Below are 14066 nucleotides of genomic sequence, written 5' to 3'. Positions count from 1 at the left end.
GTCAGAAACTGATACCGATCCCGGCTGTGAACCCGTTGACCGTGTCGCTGCCATAGTAGCGGACCATGATCCGTGTGGTACTCACCCATGGCACCCAGGTGTCGGACAGATCAACCTCGATCCCGCCGCCGACGCGGGCCAGCCAATCTGTGCCCAGAACAATCGACTGATCCCCGGCCAGGTAAGAGATAGACAGATCCCCGACCCAACGTACCGGTCGGCCAAACATCCGACCGCCTGTCGGAAACCGGTACCGTGACCAAAGCACTGCATTTGCAGCCGTCGATTGCACGAGGAGGTCTTCGTCGTCACCAATGGGCCAGTATTCGATATGCGTGTAGCGAAGGCTCATCTCGAACTCTCGGTCATTGGTCAGAGGGCGTGCGTAATCCAGCGTCAGCGAACCGCCCGCACCTCCGGCCCAGAGACCGCCGCTTTCGAGGAAATCAGCTTCTATGCCAAGCCGCTCGGCGATCACTTGAGCGGCGACTGACGTGTCAGATTGGGTGCGCCCGATCGAGATATGCGCCATGGGCGTCAGTTTCCATCGCTCTCCCAAGTCAAATTGGTAGCCGATACCGCCTGTTACAGCGGCGCTTGTCCATTTGAGTGGCAACGTGGTGGTCTCGCCGGAGCCAGAGAAGAACAGGACCGGGTCATAGCGCGCATAGCCGATATAGCCTTCAAGGTAGATGGGTACGCCTTCGCTCAGCCGAAAGCCCCCGCCCAATTGCGCGGATTTGAAGTCGTACTCGCGGTTTCCCGTGTTCGATTGCAGCGAGATCGCACTGGCTGAGTCATCAGGGATGCCAGCAAGGCCTAAAATCGCCAGAGAACCCGCCGCGTTTTCGCGCTGGATCTGTTTGAAAATGTCCTCAAGAATCCCTTGCGCCAAGCCAGACGCCGGAAAGGCAAAGAACGCCAGAAAGGCTATTTGAAGGAACCGACATACCATCGCAACACAGGGTTTCTACAATTTCACGAGACCATATCCATGGTCTTAGGCTGAGAGAAGCAGGTGCAAAAACCGACGGGGCAAGTGACGCAGCGCTACAACAACTCAGGATCAAAAAAGGCCCCGGAGAACGTCCGGAGCCTTGGTTCTGTTTGGTTTGACGCGCGGTTCAACGCTTTTCGATATCCACGTAGTCGCGGAGTGTTTCGCCTAGATACAGCTGACGCGGGCGGCCAATCTTGTTCTGAGGATCGGCGATCATCTCTTTCCACTGGCTAACCCAGCCAACAGTGCGCGACAGGGCGAAGATCGGTGTGAACATCGAGGTTGGGAAGCCCATCGCCTCGAGGATGATGCCCGAATAGAAGTCCACGTTCGGGAACAGCTTTTTCTCGGCGAAATACGGATCTTCCAGCGCCTGTTTTTCCAGCGCTTTTGCGACCTGAAGCTTGGGGTTGTTTTCGACACCCAGCAGATCCAACACTTCATCCGCCGATTGCTTCATGACCTTCGCACGCGGATCGAAGTTTTTGTAAACCCGGTGACCGAAGCCCATCAGGCGGAACGGATCGTTCTTGTCCTTGGCGCGGGCTATGTATTCGGGGATACGATCGACGGTGCCGATCTCTTCCAGCATCTCAAGGCAAGCCTGGTTCGCACCACCATGCGCCGGACCCCAGAGGCAGGCGATACCGGCGGCGATACAGGCAAACGGGTTCGCACCCGAAGACGATGCCAGACGCACGGTCGAGGTCGAGGCGTTCTGTTCGTGATCCGCGTGCAAGGTAAAGATGCGATCCATCGCACGGCTGAGGATCGGGTTCACCTCATACTCTTCGGCCGGAACGCTGAAGCACATGCGCAGGAAGTTCGACGCATAGTCCAGATCGTTGCGCGGATACACGAAGGGCTGACCTGTGTGGTATTTGTAGGCCCAGGCCGCAATCGTCGGCATCTTGGCGATCAGGCGGTGCGAGGCGACCTCACGCTGATGCGGGTCCGAGATGTCGGTCGAATCGTGATAGAAGGCCGACATCGCGCCGACAACACCGACCATGATGGCCATCGGGTGCGCGTCGCGACGGAAGCCGCGGTAGAAATATTGCATCTGCTCGTGCAGCATGGTGTGACGCGTGATCGTGGATTCGAATGTTTCGAGATCGTTCGCGCCCGGCAGTTCTCCGTAAAGAAGCAGGTAGCAGACTTCGAGGAAGTGGGATTTCTCGGCCAGCTGATCAATCGGATAGCCGCGGTGCAGCAGCTCACCTTTGTCGCCGTCGATATAGGTGATGGTGCTGTCGCAGCTGGCAGTCGAAGTAAAGCCGGGATCGTAGGTGAACACACCTGCCTGACCGTAAAGCTTGCGAATATCGACAACATCAGGCCCGGCAGTTGGAGAGTGAACGGGCAACTCATACTCTTTGCCATGGACGGTCAGAGTTGCTGTCTTATTGCTATCAGTCATGGTTGTCCCTTCTTCATTTGTGCGCAGGTCAGTTCATTGCCCTGACCTGCGGGCAATGGCTGCGCGCGGGCGCGCAGCCCGGGTGTGTTAGCGGTGCAGCGTTACCCGAATATGAAGATTGGGTTTAATCCGCTGCTTCAGAAAGCCGCGCCAGGGTTTCATCGCGCCCCAGCACAAGCATCATGTCAAAAACCGAAGGAGTGACTGCCCGACCCGCCAATGCCGCCCGAAGCGGGCCTGCCAGCTTACCGAACTTGACCTCCTTTGCTTCTGCAAAGGAATTCAGAGCCTCCTCCAGCTCGTTCCGGGACCAGCTAGCATTTTGCAGCTGCGGCGTCAATTCACTCAGTATACCATCGGATACAGATGACAGCGCCTTTTGGGCTTTCTCATCGCACTCGATGGGGCGCGAGGTCAGTACAAAATGCGCTTTTTCAAGCAGTTCCGGGAAAGTCCGAGCGCGGTCCTTGAGACAATACATCGCGCTTTCCAGATCACTGGATTGTGTTTCTGAGAGAGGTGGCAGGTCGGCCGCCGCCAAGTAGGCTTCGATTTCACGCCGCAGCGCAGCATCATCTGAGATCGCAATATGCTGGCCGCACAGGTTCTCGAGCTTTTTCAGATCGAACCGCGCCGGGCTTTTGCCGATTCCGCCCAGATCGAACCATTCTTTGGCCTGTTCATCGGTAAAGAACTCGTCGTCGCCGTGGCTCCAGCCGAGCCGGGCCAGATAGTTGCGCATCCCTGCGGCGGGGTAGCCCATCGCCTGATATTCCTGCGCGCCGAGGGCCCCGTGACGTTTCGACAGCTTCTTGCCGTCGGGCCCGTGTATCAGTGGGATATGGGCCCAGACCGGAACATCCCAGCCCATCGCCTCGTAGATCATCATCTGGCGCGCAGCGTTGTTCAGGTGATCGTCACCCCGGATCACATGGGTCACCCCCATGTCGTGGTCATCCACCACAACCGCGAGCATATAGACCGGTGTCCCATCCGAGCGCAGCAGAATCATGTCGTCCAACTGGTCGTTCCGGATGGTAACGTCACCCTGCACTTGGTCACGGATCACGGTGGCACCGTCTTGCGGGGCCTTGATGCGGATCACGAAGGGCATATCCGGATGCGTGGCCGGATCAGCATCGCGCCACGGGCTGCGGAACAGGGTCGATTTACCCTCGGCCCGCGCCTGCTCACGAAAGGCCGCGATTTCGTCCTGAGTCGAGAAACATTTGTAGGCTTTGCCTTCGGCCAGAAGCTGATGCGCCACCTCGGCGTGGCGCGCAGCCCCTTCGAACTGGCTGATGACATCTCCGTCATGATCCAGACCTAGCCACTCCATCCCTTGCAGGATGGCCGCCGTGGCCTCAGGGGTCGAACGTTCGCGGTCCGTGTCCTCAATCCGCAACAGGAACTTACCGCCGCGTCCACGCGCATAGAGCCAGTTGAACAGCGCAGTGCGCGCGCCGCCAATGTGAAGAAAACCGGTAGGCGAAGGGGCGAAACGGGTGACGACCTGATCGGACATTGTGTTGATTAACCTTTTGGTAACCGCGATGGGCTTAGCTTGGCGCCTGTCTAACGAGCCTCAAGGACGGGGGCAACCATGCGCGTTCTCGCACAGATCCGGTTGGCGCTGCTGAACCAGATCGGGTTTTTGTTTCCGTGGTCTCCGGTGTGTTTGGCCCTTGGGATCGGTCTCTATTTCGGATTGCGGTTCGAACCTGAGGGGCCTTTGTACCTGGGTTTGGCCGTCGCAGGTTTGGCTTTGATCGGCTTGGGTCGTGTGTTGCCCGCCGGATGGGGCGCGTTGGCAATCGGGGGGGCGCTGGTGGCGGCTGGCTTTCTGCTGGCAGGTGCCCGCGCCCACATGGTGGCGGAACCGGTTCTGTCGTGGCGATACTATGGCCCTGTCGAGGGGAGGGTCGTTGCCATGGACCGCTCCGCCTCGGATGCGCTGCGATTGACGTTGGATCAGGTGCGGGTAGGGGACGTGCCAGAGCACCGACGTCCGCAGCGCATCCGTCTTTCCGTTCATTCCCAGGTCGGGCCCATCGCGCCGGGACAACGGATCATGACCACGGCGCATCTGTCCCCGCCGCAAGGCCCTGTCGAGCCCGGAGGGTTCGATTTCCGTCGTCACGCCTGGTTTCAGGGACTGGGTGCCGTTGGGTACACCCGGGTACCGGTGATGACCATCGCGCCGCCGCAGGACGCGGTGAAGGGCGTTCGGGTCACGGCCATTCGCATGGCAATCTCAGACCACGTGCGGGCCCATCTTCCGGGTGAGGTCGGCGGGTTCGCAGCCGCTGTTACAACAGGCGACCGCAGCGGCATGGGGCAGGACACGCTCGATGCGCTGCGCGCGTCAAATCTAGCGCATCTGTTGGCGATATCGGGCCTGCATATGGGGCTTCTGACCGGGTTTGTCTTCATGGTCTGCCGCGTTGGATTGTCTGCAATCCCCGCGCTGGCCCTCCGTGTACCCGTCCGCAAACTCGCCGCTGGATGTGCGTTGTTGGCCGCCGTTATTTACCTGATGCTGTCCGGCGGCAATGTCGCGACCGAACGGGCCTTTGTCATGGTCAGCGTCATGTTCGGAGCAGTTCTGATCGACCGGCGCGCCATTTCGCTGAGGGCCGTCGCGGTGGCTGCATTGATCGTGTTGACCCTTCGCCCCGAAACCCTGCTCAGCCCCGGCTTTCAAATGTCTTTCGCGGCGACCACCGCTCTGGTCGCTGTGTTCGGAGCGCTGCGTGATTTTGGGCCGATGCCGGGGCCGAAATGGTCCAAAGCCGCTATTGGCCTTCTGATGTCCTCTGCCATCGCGGGCCTTGCAACCGCACCTATCGGAGCTGCGCATTTCAATACGATGTCGCATTACGGCCTGCTGGCCAATCTGCTTTCCGTGCCGGTCATGGGGTTCATCGTCGTGCCCGCAGCCGTTGTCTCGGCGCTGTTGGCACCTTTCGGGCTGGAGTGGATCGCGCTTGAGGTCATGGGGCTTGGACTGCGTTGGATATTAATGATCGCGAACTGGGTGTCCGGGTTGGACGGATCTCAGGGCTATGTGGTCGGCCCGCCATGGTTTGTTCTGCCCATGATCGCGTTAGGGGCGCTTTGGCTGGCTTTGTGGCAGGGCCGTGCGCGATGGGTCGGGGTGGCTCCGGTGGTCGTGGCTTTCGCGCTTTGGACCTCGGACAGTCGGCCTGAGGTTCTGATCGCCGAATCCGGTGGGCTGGTCGGCGTCTTGACCAGAGAGGGCCGCGCGCTCAGCAAAGAAAAGGGCAGTGGATTCGTGGCCACGGTCTGGCTTGAGAATGACGGAGACGGTCTGACGCAAGGGCAGGCGGCCAGTCGATGGCCTGGCAATGCGGATCGGGTTCAAAGGATCGCTCTAACCGGGGCCGAGGTGATCCACCTCACCGGCAAACGCGCGGCGCTTGAGTTTGACGAATGCAAAACCGGTCAGATCATTGTGTCTTCGGTCGATCTGAAACTTAGTGGAGGTTGCACCATCTTCGACCCGGACCGGCTGTATGAAACCGGAAGCCTGTCAATTTCAGGCGGGAAAATGACCTCAAGCGCCGACATATCCGGCAACCGGCTGTGGTCCCCGAAAGCCACGGGGACCCGCGCGAAAACGGACAATCAGTAGGTCCGGATCAACCCGACCAGACGGCCCTGAACCTTGACCTTTTCCTGCGGTAGAACGCGGGTTTCATAGGCGGGGTTCGCGGCCTCCAGCGCAATGGCTTTGCCACGGCGGAAGAACCGTTTCAGCGTCGCCTCCTGATCCTCGACGAGAGCAACAACGATATCGCCATTGTCTGCGGTTGAGGTTTCGCGGATCACCACAACATCGCCGTCGTTGATCCCGGCGTCGATCATCGAATCTCCGCGGACCTCAAGCGCGTAATGCGACCCTTGACCCGAGACCATCGGGCCGGGCACCGCCACGCGGTGTGAGACATGGCTGATCGCCTCGATCGGCACACCGGCTGCGATCCGGCCCATAACCGGCAGTTCCATCGCGTCGACCGAAACCGGCTCGAAATTGGCAGGGCGCGGGCCTTCGGGCTTGTCGCCCTCGATCACGCGGGGGGTGAAGCCCGCCGTGGGCTCTCCGCCTAAGCTCTCTGGAAGTTTGACAATCTCAATCGCGCGGGCGCGGTGCGCCAGACGCCGGATAAAGCCGCGTTCTTCAAGCGCTGTGATCAGTCGGTGGATGCCGGATTTGGATCGAAGGTCCAACGCCGCCTTCATTTCGTCAAAGCTGGGCGGAACGCCGTCTGCTTGTACGCGTTTGTGGATGAATTCCAGCAAATCCAGCTGCTTCTTGGTCAGCATCGCTCATACCTCGTCGCTTATGCGTTTGCATTTGTTCTACGCATGTTCACGTTTTGTGTCAACGATTTTGAGGATGTTCTACAGCGGCAGGTACTGAACTTTGGCCCCTACGGGCAAGGCCGGATCCTGAGGCGGGCGCATCAGCAGAGCATTGGCGTCGGCCAGAACGCTCAGCAAAGAACTGTCCTGATCCGCGCAGGCCCGAATGCCGTTTTCATCGAAAACAGCGCGCATGTAGTGTTCACGCGGACCATTGGCTGCAAGCGGTTCCGTCAATACGGTCGTTTTGAACGGGTTGAGAATGGCCTCCAGCCCCAGCATCCGCCGTACCAGAGGAACAAGGAACAAATAGCCGCAAACCATTGCGCTCACAGGGTTTCCAGGCAGTCCGACCATCGCTGCATCCCCCATGCGACCCGCCATCAGAGGTTTTCCGGGTCGCATACGGATTTTGTAGAAGGACCTATCCATGCCCAACGCCTCGGAGACGTCAGAAACAAGATCATAGTCGCCGACAGAGGCGCCTCCGATCGTGACCACCAGATCCGCACCTTTGGCCAGCCCAAAGGCGGTTTCCAGCGACGATGCGGTATCCCGCGCGATGGGGAGGATGCGAACATGCGCGCCCTCACGCTCCAACAGCGCCTTCAGGCCGAACGTATTGGACGCGATGATCTGATCCGGACCCGGAACCTCTCCGGGCATCACCAACTCATCCCCGGTCGAGATCAACGCGATCTGAGGTTTCCGCGTCACGGGGACCTGAGGGATATTCATCGCCGCCATAAGCGCCATATCCTCGGGGCGGATCACGCGCGGGGCGGTGATTGTGGTGCCCTTTGTGAAGTCAATGCCCGCCGGTCGGATGTTGGTCTTTTGGCCGGGATCGTCGCTGATGGTGATCAGGTCGCCCTTACGATCAACATCTTCCTGAATCACAACGAAATCAGCACCTTCCGGCACCGGCGCGCCGGTGAATATCCGCACGGCCTGACCCGGACCCACCACGCCGTCAAAGCGGTTTCCGGCTGCCGATTCACCCACCAGTTTGAACATGGCGTGCAATTCGACCTCGGCCGCTTTGACTGCATAGCCATCCATGGATGAGGCCGCGAAAGGCGGTTGATCGCGCGTTGCGCTCACGTCCTGCGACAGGACACGACCTGCGGCCTCGGCCAGAAGGACGGTTTCTACGGGAAGGGTCTCAACCAGATCAAAAAGCAGGGCGCGGGCGTCTTCGACAGTGATCATGTCGCTTCGTAACGCCCTGATTTACCGCCGTCTTTCAACAACAAGCGAATGCCGCCGATCTCCATCGCTTTGTCGACCGCCTTGGTCATGTCATAGACCGTCAGCGCCGCTGTCGAGACGGCGGTCAGGGCCTCCATCTCAACGCCTGTCTGGCCCGAGGTCTTGACGGTCGCCTCAATCTGAACGCCGGGCAGGTCGGGATCAAGCGTCAACTCGACCGCGACCTTGGTCACCGGCAGAGGGTGGCAAAGCGGGATCAGGTCCGGAGTTTTCTTGGCCCCAATGATTCCCGCAAGCCGTGCGATACCCAGTACGTCACCTTTCTTGGCGCGACCTTCTGAAATTAAATCAAAGGTTTCTCGGGCCATCTTGATGTGGCCGGCGGCCACGGCCACGCGGTCGGTCACCTCTTTCTCCGAGACATCGACCATATGAGCCTGTCCCTGCGCATCAAAATGGGTGAGAGGCATCACATCACCCCGGGTATCAGCGGGTTGGAGAGGATGTGGCGGGTGGCCGAGGTAACGTCATCCTGCCGCATCAGGCTTTCACCGATCAGAAAGCAGCGCGCGCCGTAACGAGCGATATCCGCCAGATCCTCGGGTGTACCCAAGCCGCTTTCACAGACGATGGTGCGATCTCCAGGCACCAACTTGGACAGGCGGCGCGTTGTATCCAGAGTGGTCTCGAAGGTCTTGAGATTGCGGTTATTTATCCCGATCAGCGGGCTCTTGAGTTCCGTTGCGCGCTCTAACTCTTCCTGATCATGAACCTCGATCAGGACGTCCATGCCCCAGTCAAACGCCGTTTGCTCCAACTCGGCGGCCTGACTGTCCTCGACCGAGGCCATGATGATCAGAATGCAGTCAGCGCCCAAAGCGCGTGCTTCGACCACCTGATAAGGGTCATACATGAAATCCTTGCGCAGCGCAGGCAGGTTGGTCGCGGCACGTGCGGCGGTCAGGTATTCCTTGGCACCTTGGAAACTGGGCGTATCCGTCAAAACCGACAAACAAGCCGCACCACCTTCTTCATAGGCCTTCGCCAGAAGCGGCGGATCAAAGTCGGGACGGATCAAACCTTTGGACGGGCTGGCCTTTTTCACCTCGGCAATCAGGCCATAGCCAGACCGGGCGGCTTTACGCAGAGCTTCGGCAAAGCCGCGAACCTCGGGTGCGCTCCTGGCTTCGCTTTCAAGCTCATCCAGGGATTTTTGCGCCTTGTCCGCTTCGATTTCTTCCAGCTTGTAGGCTTTGATTTTGTCCAGAACGGTCTCGGTCATGCAGCTTCCTGTGTGATCCGCGCTAGTGCGGTAACTTTTTCTTTTGCTTTGCCACTGTCGATGCTTTCAGCAGCCATTTCAACACCTTCGCGCAGATCTGACGCGGCATCAGCCACGACCAGAGCGGCCGCCGCGTTCAACAGCGTCGCATCGCGGTAGGCCGAGGGCGCGCCGTCGAGCAGAGCGCGGAACGCGACGGCGTTGTCTTCGGGTGCGCCGCCGACGATGTCTTCGAACGGATGGACGGGCAGGCCAGCATCTTCGGGATGCAGTTCGACCTCCTTGATGCGGTCGTCTTCCAAAGCGGCGACCCAGCTGATGCCGGTGATTGTCAGTTCATCCGTGCCGTCTGAACCATGTACCAGCCACGCGCGCTCGGACCCCAGCAGACCCAGCGTTTCGGCCATAGGACGGATCAGCTCGCGCGTGAAGGCACCGGTTAGCTGACGCTTCACGCCTGCAGGGTTGGTCAATGGCCCGAGAATGTTGAAGATCGTGCGGGTTCCAAGCTCTTGTCGCGAGGGCATGACATGAGCGATCGCAGGGTGATGCATGGGGGCCATCATGAAGCAGATACCGGCTTCATTCAGCGCCTTTTCAACCACTTGAGGGCCGACCATCACGTTGATCCCCATCTGCGACTGCAGATCAGCGGTCCCCGATTTCGAGCTGAGATTGCGGTTGCCGTGTTTGGCGACCGTCACACCGGCCCCGGCAGTCACAAAGGCCGTCGCGGTGGAGATATTGAGGGTGTGCTTGCCGTCACCGCCCGTTCCGACGATGTCCATCGCGCCGTCGGGTGCGTTCACCGCATTACATTTGGCGCGCATCACGGCGGCGGCGGCGGCGTACTCCTCGACCGTCTCGCCACGCGTGCGCATCGCCATCAACAGACCGCCAATCTGGCTGGGCGTGGCTTCGCCGTCGAAGAGGATGGCAAAGGCCTGCTCGGCCTCGGCACGGGTCAAGGGGCGGTCGGCGGACGCTCCGATCAGCGGTTTCAGGGCGTCGCTCATGCGGGGACTTTCAACTCTTGCAGGAAGTTCTTTAGCAGGGCGTGGCCATGCTCGGAAGCGATGGATTCCGGGTGGAACTGGACGCCGTGGATGGGCAGCTCTTTGTGTTGCAGACCCATGATGGTGCCGTCTTCCAGCTCTGCCGTGATCTCGAGGCAGTTGGGTAGGCTCTCGCGTTCAACCACCAGCGAGTGATAGCGCGTGGCCTCAAAGGGTGAAGGAAGCCCGGCGAAAACACCTTTGCCGGTGTGGTTCATGGTGCCCATCTTGCCATGCACGATCTCATGGCAGCGCACGACCTTGCCGCCAAAGGATTGCCCGATGGTCTGATGCCCCAGGCAGACACCCAAAAGCGGAGTTTTGGTTTCGGCCGCAGCTTCGGTCAGGGCAAGACAGATGCCCGCCTGATCCGGGTCGCAGGGTCCGGGGCTCAGCAGGATACCGGCGGGATTCATCGCCATGGCCTCTTGCACGTCCAGCGCATCATTTCGGCGAATGACCATTTCGGCCCCAAGTTCGCCCAGATAATGCACCAGGTTGTAGGTAAACGAGTCGTAGTTGTCGATCAGCAGCAGCATTTGGCACTTGTCTTCGCTTGGGCATTTCAGGCTGGCGATGCAGCCCCGGGCCACGGTATAATGTCCGGACATACATGCTCAGGCTTGTGAGGCAGCGTCAAGAGGACATCCCGTTCTTGACACGCCATCAGGTCGAGCGCCACAGAAGATGGCGTAGGATGGGCGAGGCAAGATAAGAAGGCGAGAGGCACGAGCAATGCGTGGATTTTTCGGAGGAATGATCGTCGGGGCGGTCGTTGTTTTGATCGTAGGGGTGATGTTGTCGCTCAACACACCGCTGGCCGATAAGCCGGTGGTCAAGACCCAGGCTCCCGAACCGGTGGATGTGGAAACACCCGAAGCACCGGAACAAATCGCCGAGACCCCGTCGGATGCGGATCTTGTCGAATTGCCGCCTGCTGGGCCGAAACCCGCCGAAGAGCCGGATGAGGCGCTTGATCTGTCCGATCTGGAAACGGTGCCCGACGAACAGCCCGTCGTGGCTGAGGCCGAGGACGCGTTGCAGGAACCTGAGGCCGAAGATCAAACCAGCGTGACCGTCATGACCGACGCGCCGGCTGCTCCGCAGGCACCTATTACCGCCCCCACCTTGCCGGAAACAGACGCGGCACCTGTTGTTGTGGATGAAGCCCCGGAACCCTCTGACGAGCCAGAAGATGTGGCGACGCTTTTGCCTGAACTGCCGTCGCAGCTTGCACCGGAAGAGGCTGAGTTGGATGAAGAGAATCCCTTTGAAAACAGCCCAATCGCTGTGGAAGGGGATGAGGACACCTTACCCCGCAATCTGCCCAAACTGGCCGCACTCCCCCAAATCGGCGGAGAGGATACGACCTCGACCAACTCACTGGTTGGCACGCGCGTTGTCCCCCTGACCGAACGAGACGATGCCCCGGTCGAAGCCGATGAAGCAGTCGTAGAAGAGATGACCGGAAAGCCGATCGAGGACTACGCTGCCAGCTTTGAAAACCCCGAAGCCAAGCCGCTGATGTCGATTATCCTGATCGATGATGAGGGCTCTTTCGGAGCCGAAGCTTTGCAGGATTTCCCATATCCCGTCAGCTTTGCGATCAGCCCCTCTGATCCCGACGCCGCCGAGAAAATGGCCCGCCACCGCGCCGCCGGGTTTGAGGTTCTGGCCATGGCCGATCTGCATGAATCCGCCAGCGCGCAGGACGCCGAGGTGTCGATGGCCGTATGGTTGGACACGCTGCACGAGACAGTCGGGATTCTGGAAGGGGTCGAAAGCGGAATTCAGGGCAATCGCAAACTGGCCGATCAGGTTGCGTCGATTGCGGCGGCCACCGGTCGTGGGTTGATCACGCAGGATAACGGGCTGAACACGGTCCAGAAACTGGCCGCACGCAATGGCATCCCCTCGGGCGTGGTGTTCCGTGACATTGATGGTGCGCGGCAGGACCCGAAAATCATGCGTCGTTTCCTGGATCAGGCAGCGTTCCGCGCCGGGCAGGAGGGGACGGTTGTGATGCTGGGACGCGTTCGCCCCGAGACGATCTCGGCTCTGCTGCTGTGGGGGCTTGAGGATCGCGGCAACCGGGTTGCCATGGCGCCGATTTCGGCGGTTATGAAACGCGAAGTTCAGTAACGTTTCCGCAGAAAAGAGAAGGGCGGTTGATCCTGTGATCAGCCGCCCTTTCTTTATGAGTTGCGGTTGCCCGTGAACCGGGCCGCATCAGCCGCCGCGCGTCGTATGGCGTTGGATTTATGGACCGTTTCCATATATTCCGCCTCGGGGTCGCTGTCATAGACAACACCTCCGCCGGCTTGAATATAAAGCTTGTGGTCCTTCACGATGGCCGTGCGCAGGGCGATACACATATCCATGTCGCCGCCCGCGCTGAAATACCCAACACCGCCGCCATAAACGCCGCGCTTTTCGGGCTCCAGCTCATCAATGATCTCCATCGCGCGCACTTTGGGCGCGCCGGATACGGTGCCCGCAGGCATCCCGGCAAAGAACGCATCCAGTGCGTCTTTGTCTTCGGCCAACTCTCCGACCACGTTCGAGACGATATGCATCACGTGGCTGTAGCGCTCGATGATGAACTCTTCGGTTGGGCGAACGGTGCCGATCTTGGCGACGCGGCCGGTGTCGTTGCGACCAAGATCCAGCAGCATCAGATGCTCGGCCAGTTCCTTTTTGTCGGCCAGCAGGTCAAGTTCATTTGCCTTGTCCTCTTCCGGGGTCGCGCCGCGAGGGCGGGTGCCGGCGATCGGGCGAATAGTCACTTCGCTGCCGAAGACGCGCACCAGGATCTCGGGGCTGGCGCCCACGACCTGAAAGCCTCCGAAGTTGAAGTAGAACATAAAGGGCGACGGGTTCGTACGGCGGAGCGACCGGTAGAGCGCAAAAGGCGGCAGCGGGAAGTCCTGCGTCCAGCGTTGGGCTGGGACGACCTGAAAGATATCGCCTGCGCGGATGTACTCCTTGGCCTTTTCGACCGCCTCCATATAGCCGGATTTGGTGAAATTCGACACCGGAGGCGCAACCTCATGCGCTTCGCCCAGATCGCGGGTTTCGGCGGGCATGGCACGTTCCAGATCACGCACCGCGTCCATCACACGCTCGGCGGCCTGCGCATAGGCGGCCTTGGCCGACTGGCCATCGGTCACCCACGCCGGGGACACGACGGTCACTTCGCCCTTCACGCCGTCCAGCACCGCAATGACAGAGGGGCGTTGCATGATGGCGTCTGGCAGGCCCAGTGGGTCGGGGTTCACGTCGGGCAGATGCTCGACCAGACGGACCATGTCATAGCCCAGATAACCAAACAGCCCAGCCGCCGCCTGAGGCAGATCATCGGGCAGGTCGATGCGGCTTTCGGCCAGCAGCGCGCGCAGATTATCCATCGGATTGCCGTCTTGCGGCGTGAAGGCTTCGCCATCGAATCGGGCCGAGCGGTTCAGCTCGGACTCCTCGCCCCGGCAACGCCAGATCAGATCGGGCTTCATACCGATGATCGAGTAGCGCCCGCGCACTTCGCCACCGGTGACCGATTCAAGCACAAAGGCATCCTTCTGCGCCCCTGTCAGTTTCAGCATCAGCGAGACAGGTGTGTCGAGATCGGCCGCAAGGCGCGTATATACAACCTGGTTTTCGCCCGCTTCATAGGCGCGCGCGAAGCTTTCATATTCGGGTGTCAGGGCCATTTGG

General features: G+C 60.1%; 12 protein-coding genes. 2 read left to right on the top strand and 10 right to left on the bottom strand.

Annotation, left to right across the window (positions count from 1 at the left end; translation table 11 throughout):
* Position 1: 1 nt before the first annotated feature.
* The 3 genes from ACR0KL_RS01430 to gltX all read right to left on the bottom strand — a co-directional run bounded on the left by ACR0KL_RS01430 (position 2) and on the right by gltX (position 3945).
* Complete coding sequence (locus tag ACR0KL_RS01430) at positions 2–895, bottom strand: autotransporter outer membrane beta-barrel domain-containing protein (protein ID WP_480702661.1); 894 nt, start codon at positions 893–895, stop codon at positions 2–4.
* Between the two features lie 229 nt (positions 896–1124).
* Positions 1125–2420 carry a citrate synthase gene (gltA, locus tag ACR0KL_RS01425; protein ID WP_170676126.1) on the bottom strand — a complete coding sequence of 432 codons (1296 nt, stop codon included), beginning with the start codon at positions 2418–2420 and terminating at the stop codon, positions 1125–1127.
* Between the two features lie 124 nt (positions 2421–2544).
* On the bottom strand, positions 2545–3945 hold the full coding sequence (gltX, locus tag ACR0KL_RS01420) for a glutamate--tRNA ligase (protein ID WP_480776570.1): 1401 nt from the start codon (positions 3943–3945) through the stop codon (positions 2545–2547).
* Positions 3946–4023: 78 nt separating this feature from the next.
* Between gltX and ACR0KL_RS01415 the strand changes: the two genes are divergently transcribed.
* Positions 4024–6075 carry a ComEC/Rec2 family competence protein gene (locus tag ACR0KL_RS01415; protein ID WP_170676124.1) on the top strand — a complete coding sequence of 684 codons (2052 nt, stop codon included), beginning with the start codon at positions 4024–4026 and terminating at the stop codon, positions 6073–6075.
* Here the strand turns inward: ACR0KL_RS01415 and lexA are convergent.
* From lexA to ACR0KL_RS01385, 6 genes are all read right to left on the bottom strand, one after another.
* A complete protein-coding gene (gene lexA, locus ACR0KL_RS01410; RefSeq protein WP_170548481.1) occupies positions 6069–6767 on the bottom strand; it encodes a transcriptional repressor LexA in 699 nt (232 codons plus the stop codon). The genes ACR0KL_RS01415 and lexA overlap by 7 nt on opposite strands.
* A gap of 78 nt (positions 6768–6845) precedes the next feature.
* A complete protein-coding gene (locus ACR0KL_RS01405) occupies positions 6846–8018 on the bottom strand; it encodes a molybdopterin molybdotransferase MoeA (RefSeq protein ID WP_170676123.1) in 1173 nt (390 codons plus the stop codon).
* A complete protein-coding gene (moaC, locus tag ACR0KL_RS01400) occupies positions 8015–8488 on the bottom strand; it encodes a cyclic pyranopterin monophosphate synthase MoaC (RefSeq protein WP_170676122.1) in 474 nt (157 codons plus the stop codon). The genes ACR0KL_RS01405 and moaC overlap by 4 nt, the downstream gene beginning before the upstream one ends.
* Positions 8488–9300, bottom strand: coding sequence for an indole-3-glycerol phosphate synthase TrpC (gene trpC, locus ACR0KL_RS01395; protein ID WP_170676121.1), 813 nt, complete (start codon positions 9298–9300; stop codon positions 8488–8490). The genes moaC and trpC overlap by 1 nt, the downstream gene beginning before the upstream one ends.
* The gene (trpD, locus tag ACR0KL_RS01390) at positions 9297–10316 is read right to left on the bottom strand and encodes an anthranilate phosphoribosyltransferase (protein WP_170676120.1); all 1020 of its coding nucleotides are present in this window, start codon (positions 10314–10316) and stop codon (positions 9297–9299) included. The genes trpC and trpD overlap by 4 nt, the downstream gene beginning before the upstream one ends.
* Positions 10313–10894, bottom strand: a complete 582-nt coding sequence (locus ACR0KL_RS01385) for an aminodeoxychorismate/anthranilate synthase component II (RefSeq protein ID WP_170659780.1) — start codon at positions 10892–10894, stop codon at positions 10313–10315. Before ACR0KL_RS01385 ends, trpD begins: the two co-directional genes overlap by 4 nt.
* A 196-nt stretch (positions 10895–11090) precedes the next feature.
* Between ACR0KL_RS01385 and ACR0KL_RS01380 the strand changes: the two genes are divergently transcribed.
* Positions 11091–12497, top strand: coding sequence for a divergent polysaccharide deacteylase family protein (locus ACR0KL_RS01380; RefSeq protein WP_170676119.1), 1407 nt, complete (start codon positions 11091–11093; stop codon positions 12495–12497).
* 53 nt (positions 12498–12550) lie between these two features.
* On the opposite strand, the gene trpE is transcribed toward ACR0KL_RS01380, so the two are convergent.
* Positions 12551–14062, bottom strand: a complete 1512-nt coding sequence (trpE, locus tag ACR0KL_RS01375; RefSeq protein WP_170466788.1) for an anthranilate synthase component I — start codon at positions 14060–14062, stop codon at positions 12551–12553.
* Between the last annotated feature and the right edge of the window lie 4 nt (positions 14063–14066).

The organism is Ruegeria sp. C8, from assembly GCF_056537565.1.
Note: the sequence above shows the minus strand (reverse complement) of the source record. Positions and strands in the feature narration are given on the sequence as shown.

Coding starts and splice junctions, on each gene's coding strand:
- moaC (WP_170676122.1), bottom strand. CDS start 8,488: ATGCCTCTCACCCATTTTGATGCGCAGGGACAGGCTCATATGGTCGAT.
- gltX (WP_480776570.1), bottom strand. CDS start 3,945: ATGTCCGATCAGGTCGTCACCCGTTTCGCCCCTTCGCCTACCGGTTTT.
- trpD (WP_170676120.1), bottom strand. CDS start 10,316: ATGAGCGACGCCCTGAAACCGCTGATCGGAGCGTCCGCCGACCGCCCC.
- trpC (WP_170676121.1), bottom strand. CDS start 9,300: ATGACCGAGACCGTTCTGGACAAAATCAAAGCCTACAAGCTGGAAGAA.
- gltA (WP_170676126.1), bottom strand. CDS start 2,420: ATGACTGATAGCAATAAGACAGCAACTCTGACCGTCCATGGCAAAGAG.
- lexA (WP_170548481.1), bottom strand. CDS start 6,767: ATGCTGACCAAGAAGCAGCTGGATTTGCTGGAATTCATCCACAAACGC.
- ACR0KL_RS01385 (WP_170659780.1), bottom strand. CDS start 10,894: ATGCTGCTGCTGATCGACAACTACGACTCGTTTACCTACAACCTGGTG.
- ACR0KL_RS01415 (WP_170676124.1), top strand. CDS start 4,024: ATGCGCGTTCTCGCACAGATCCGGTTGGCGCTGCTGAACCAGATCGGG.
- trpE (WP_170466788.1), bottom strand. CDS start 14,062: ATGGCCCTGACACCCGAATATGAAAGCTTCGCGCGCGCCTATGAAGCG.
- ACR0KL_RS01405 (WP_170676123.1), bottom strand. CDS start 8,018: ATGATCACTGTCGAAGACGCCCGCGCCCTGCTTTTTGATCTGGTTGAG.
- ACR0KL_RS01380 (WP_170676119.1), top strand. CDS start 11,091: ATGCGTGGATTTTTCGGAGGAATGATCGTCGGGGCGGTCGTTGTTTTG.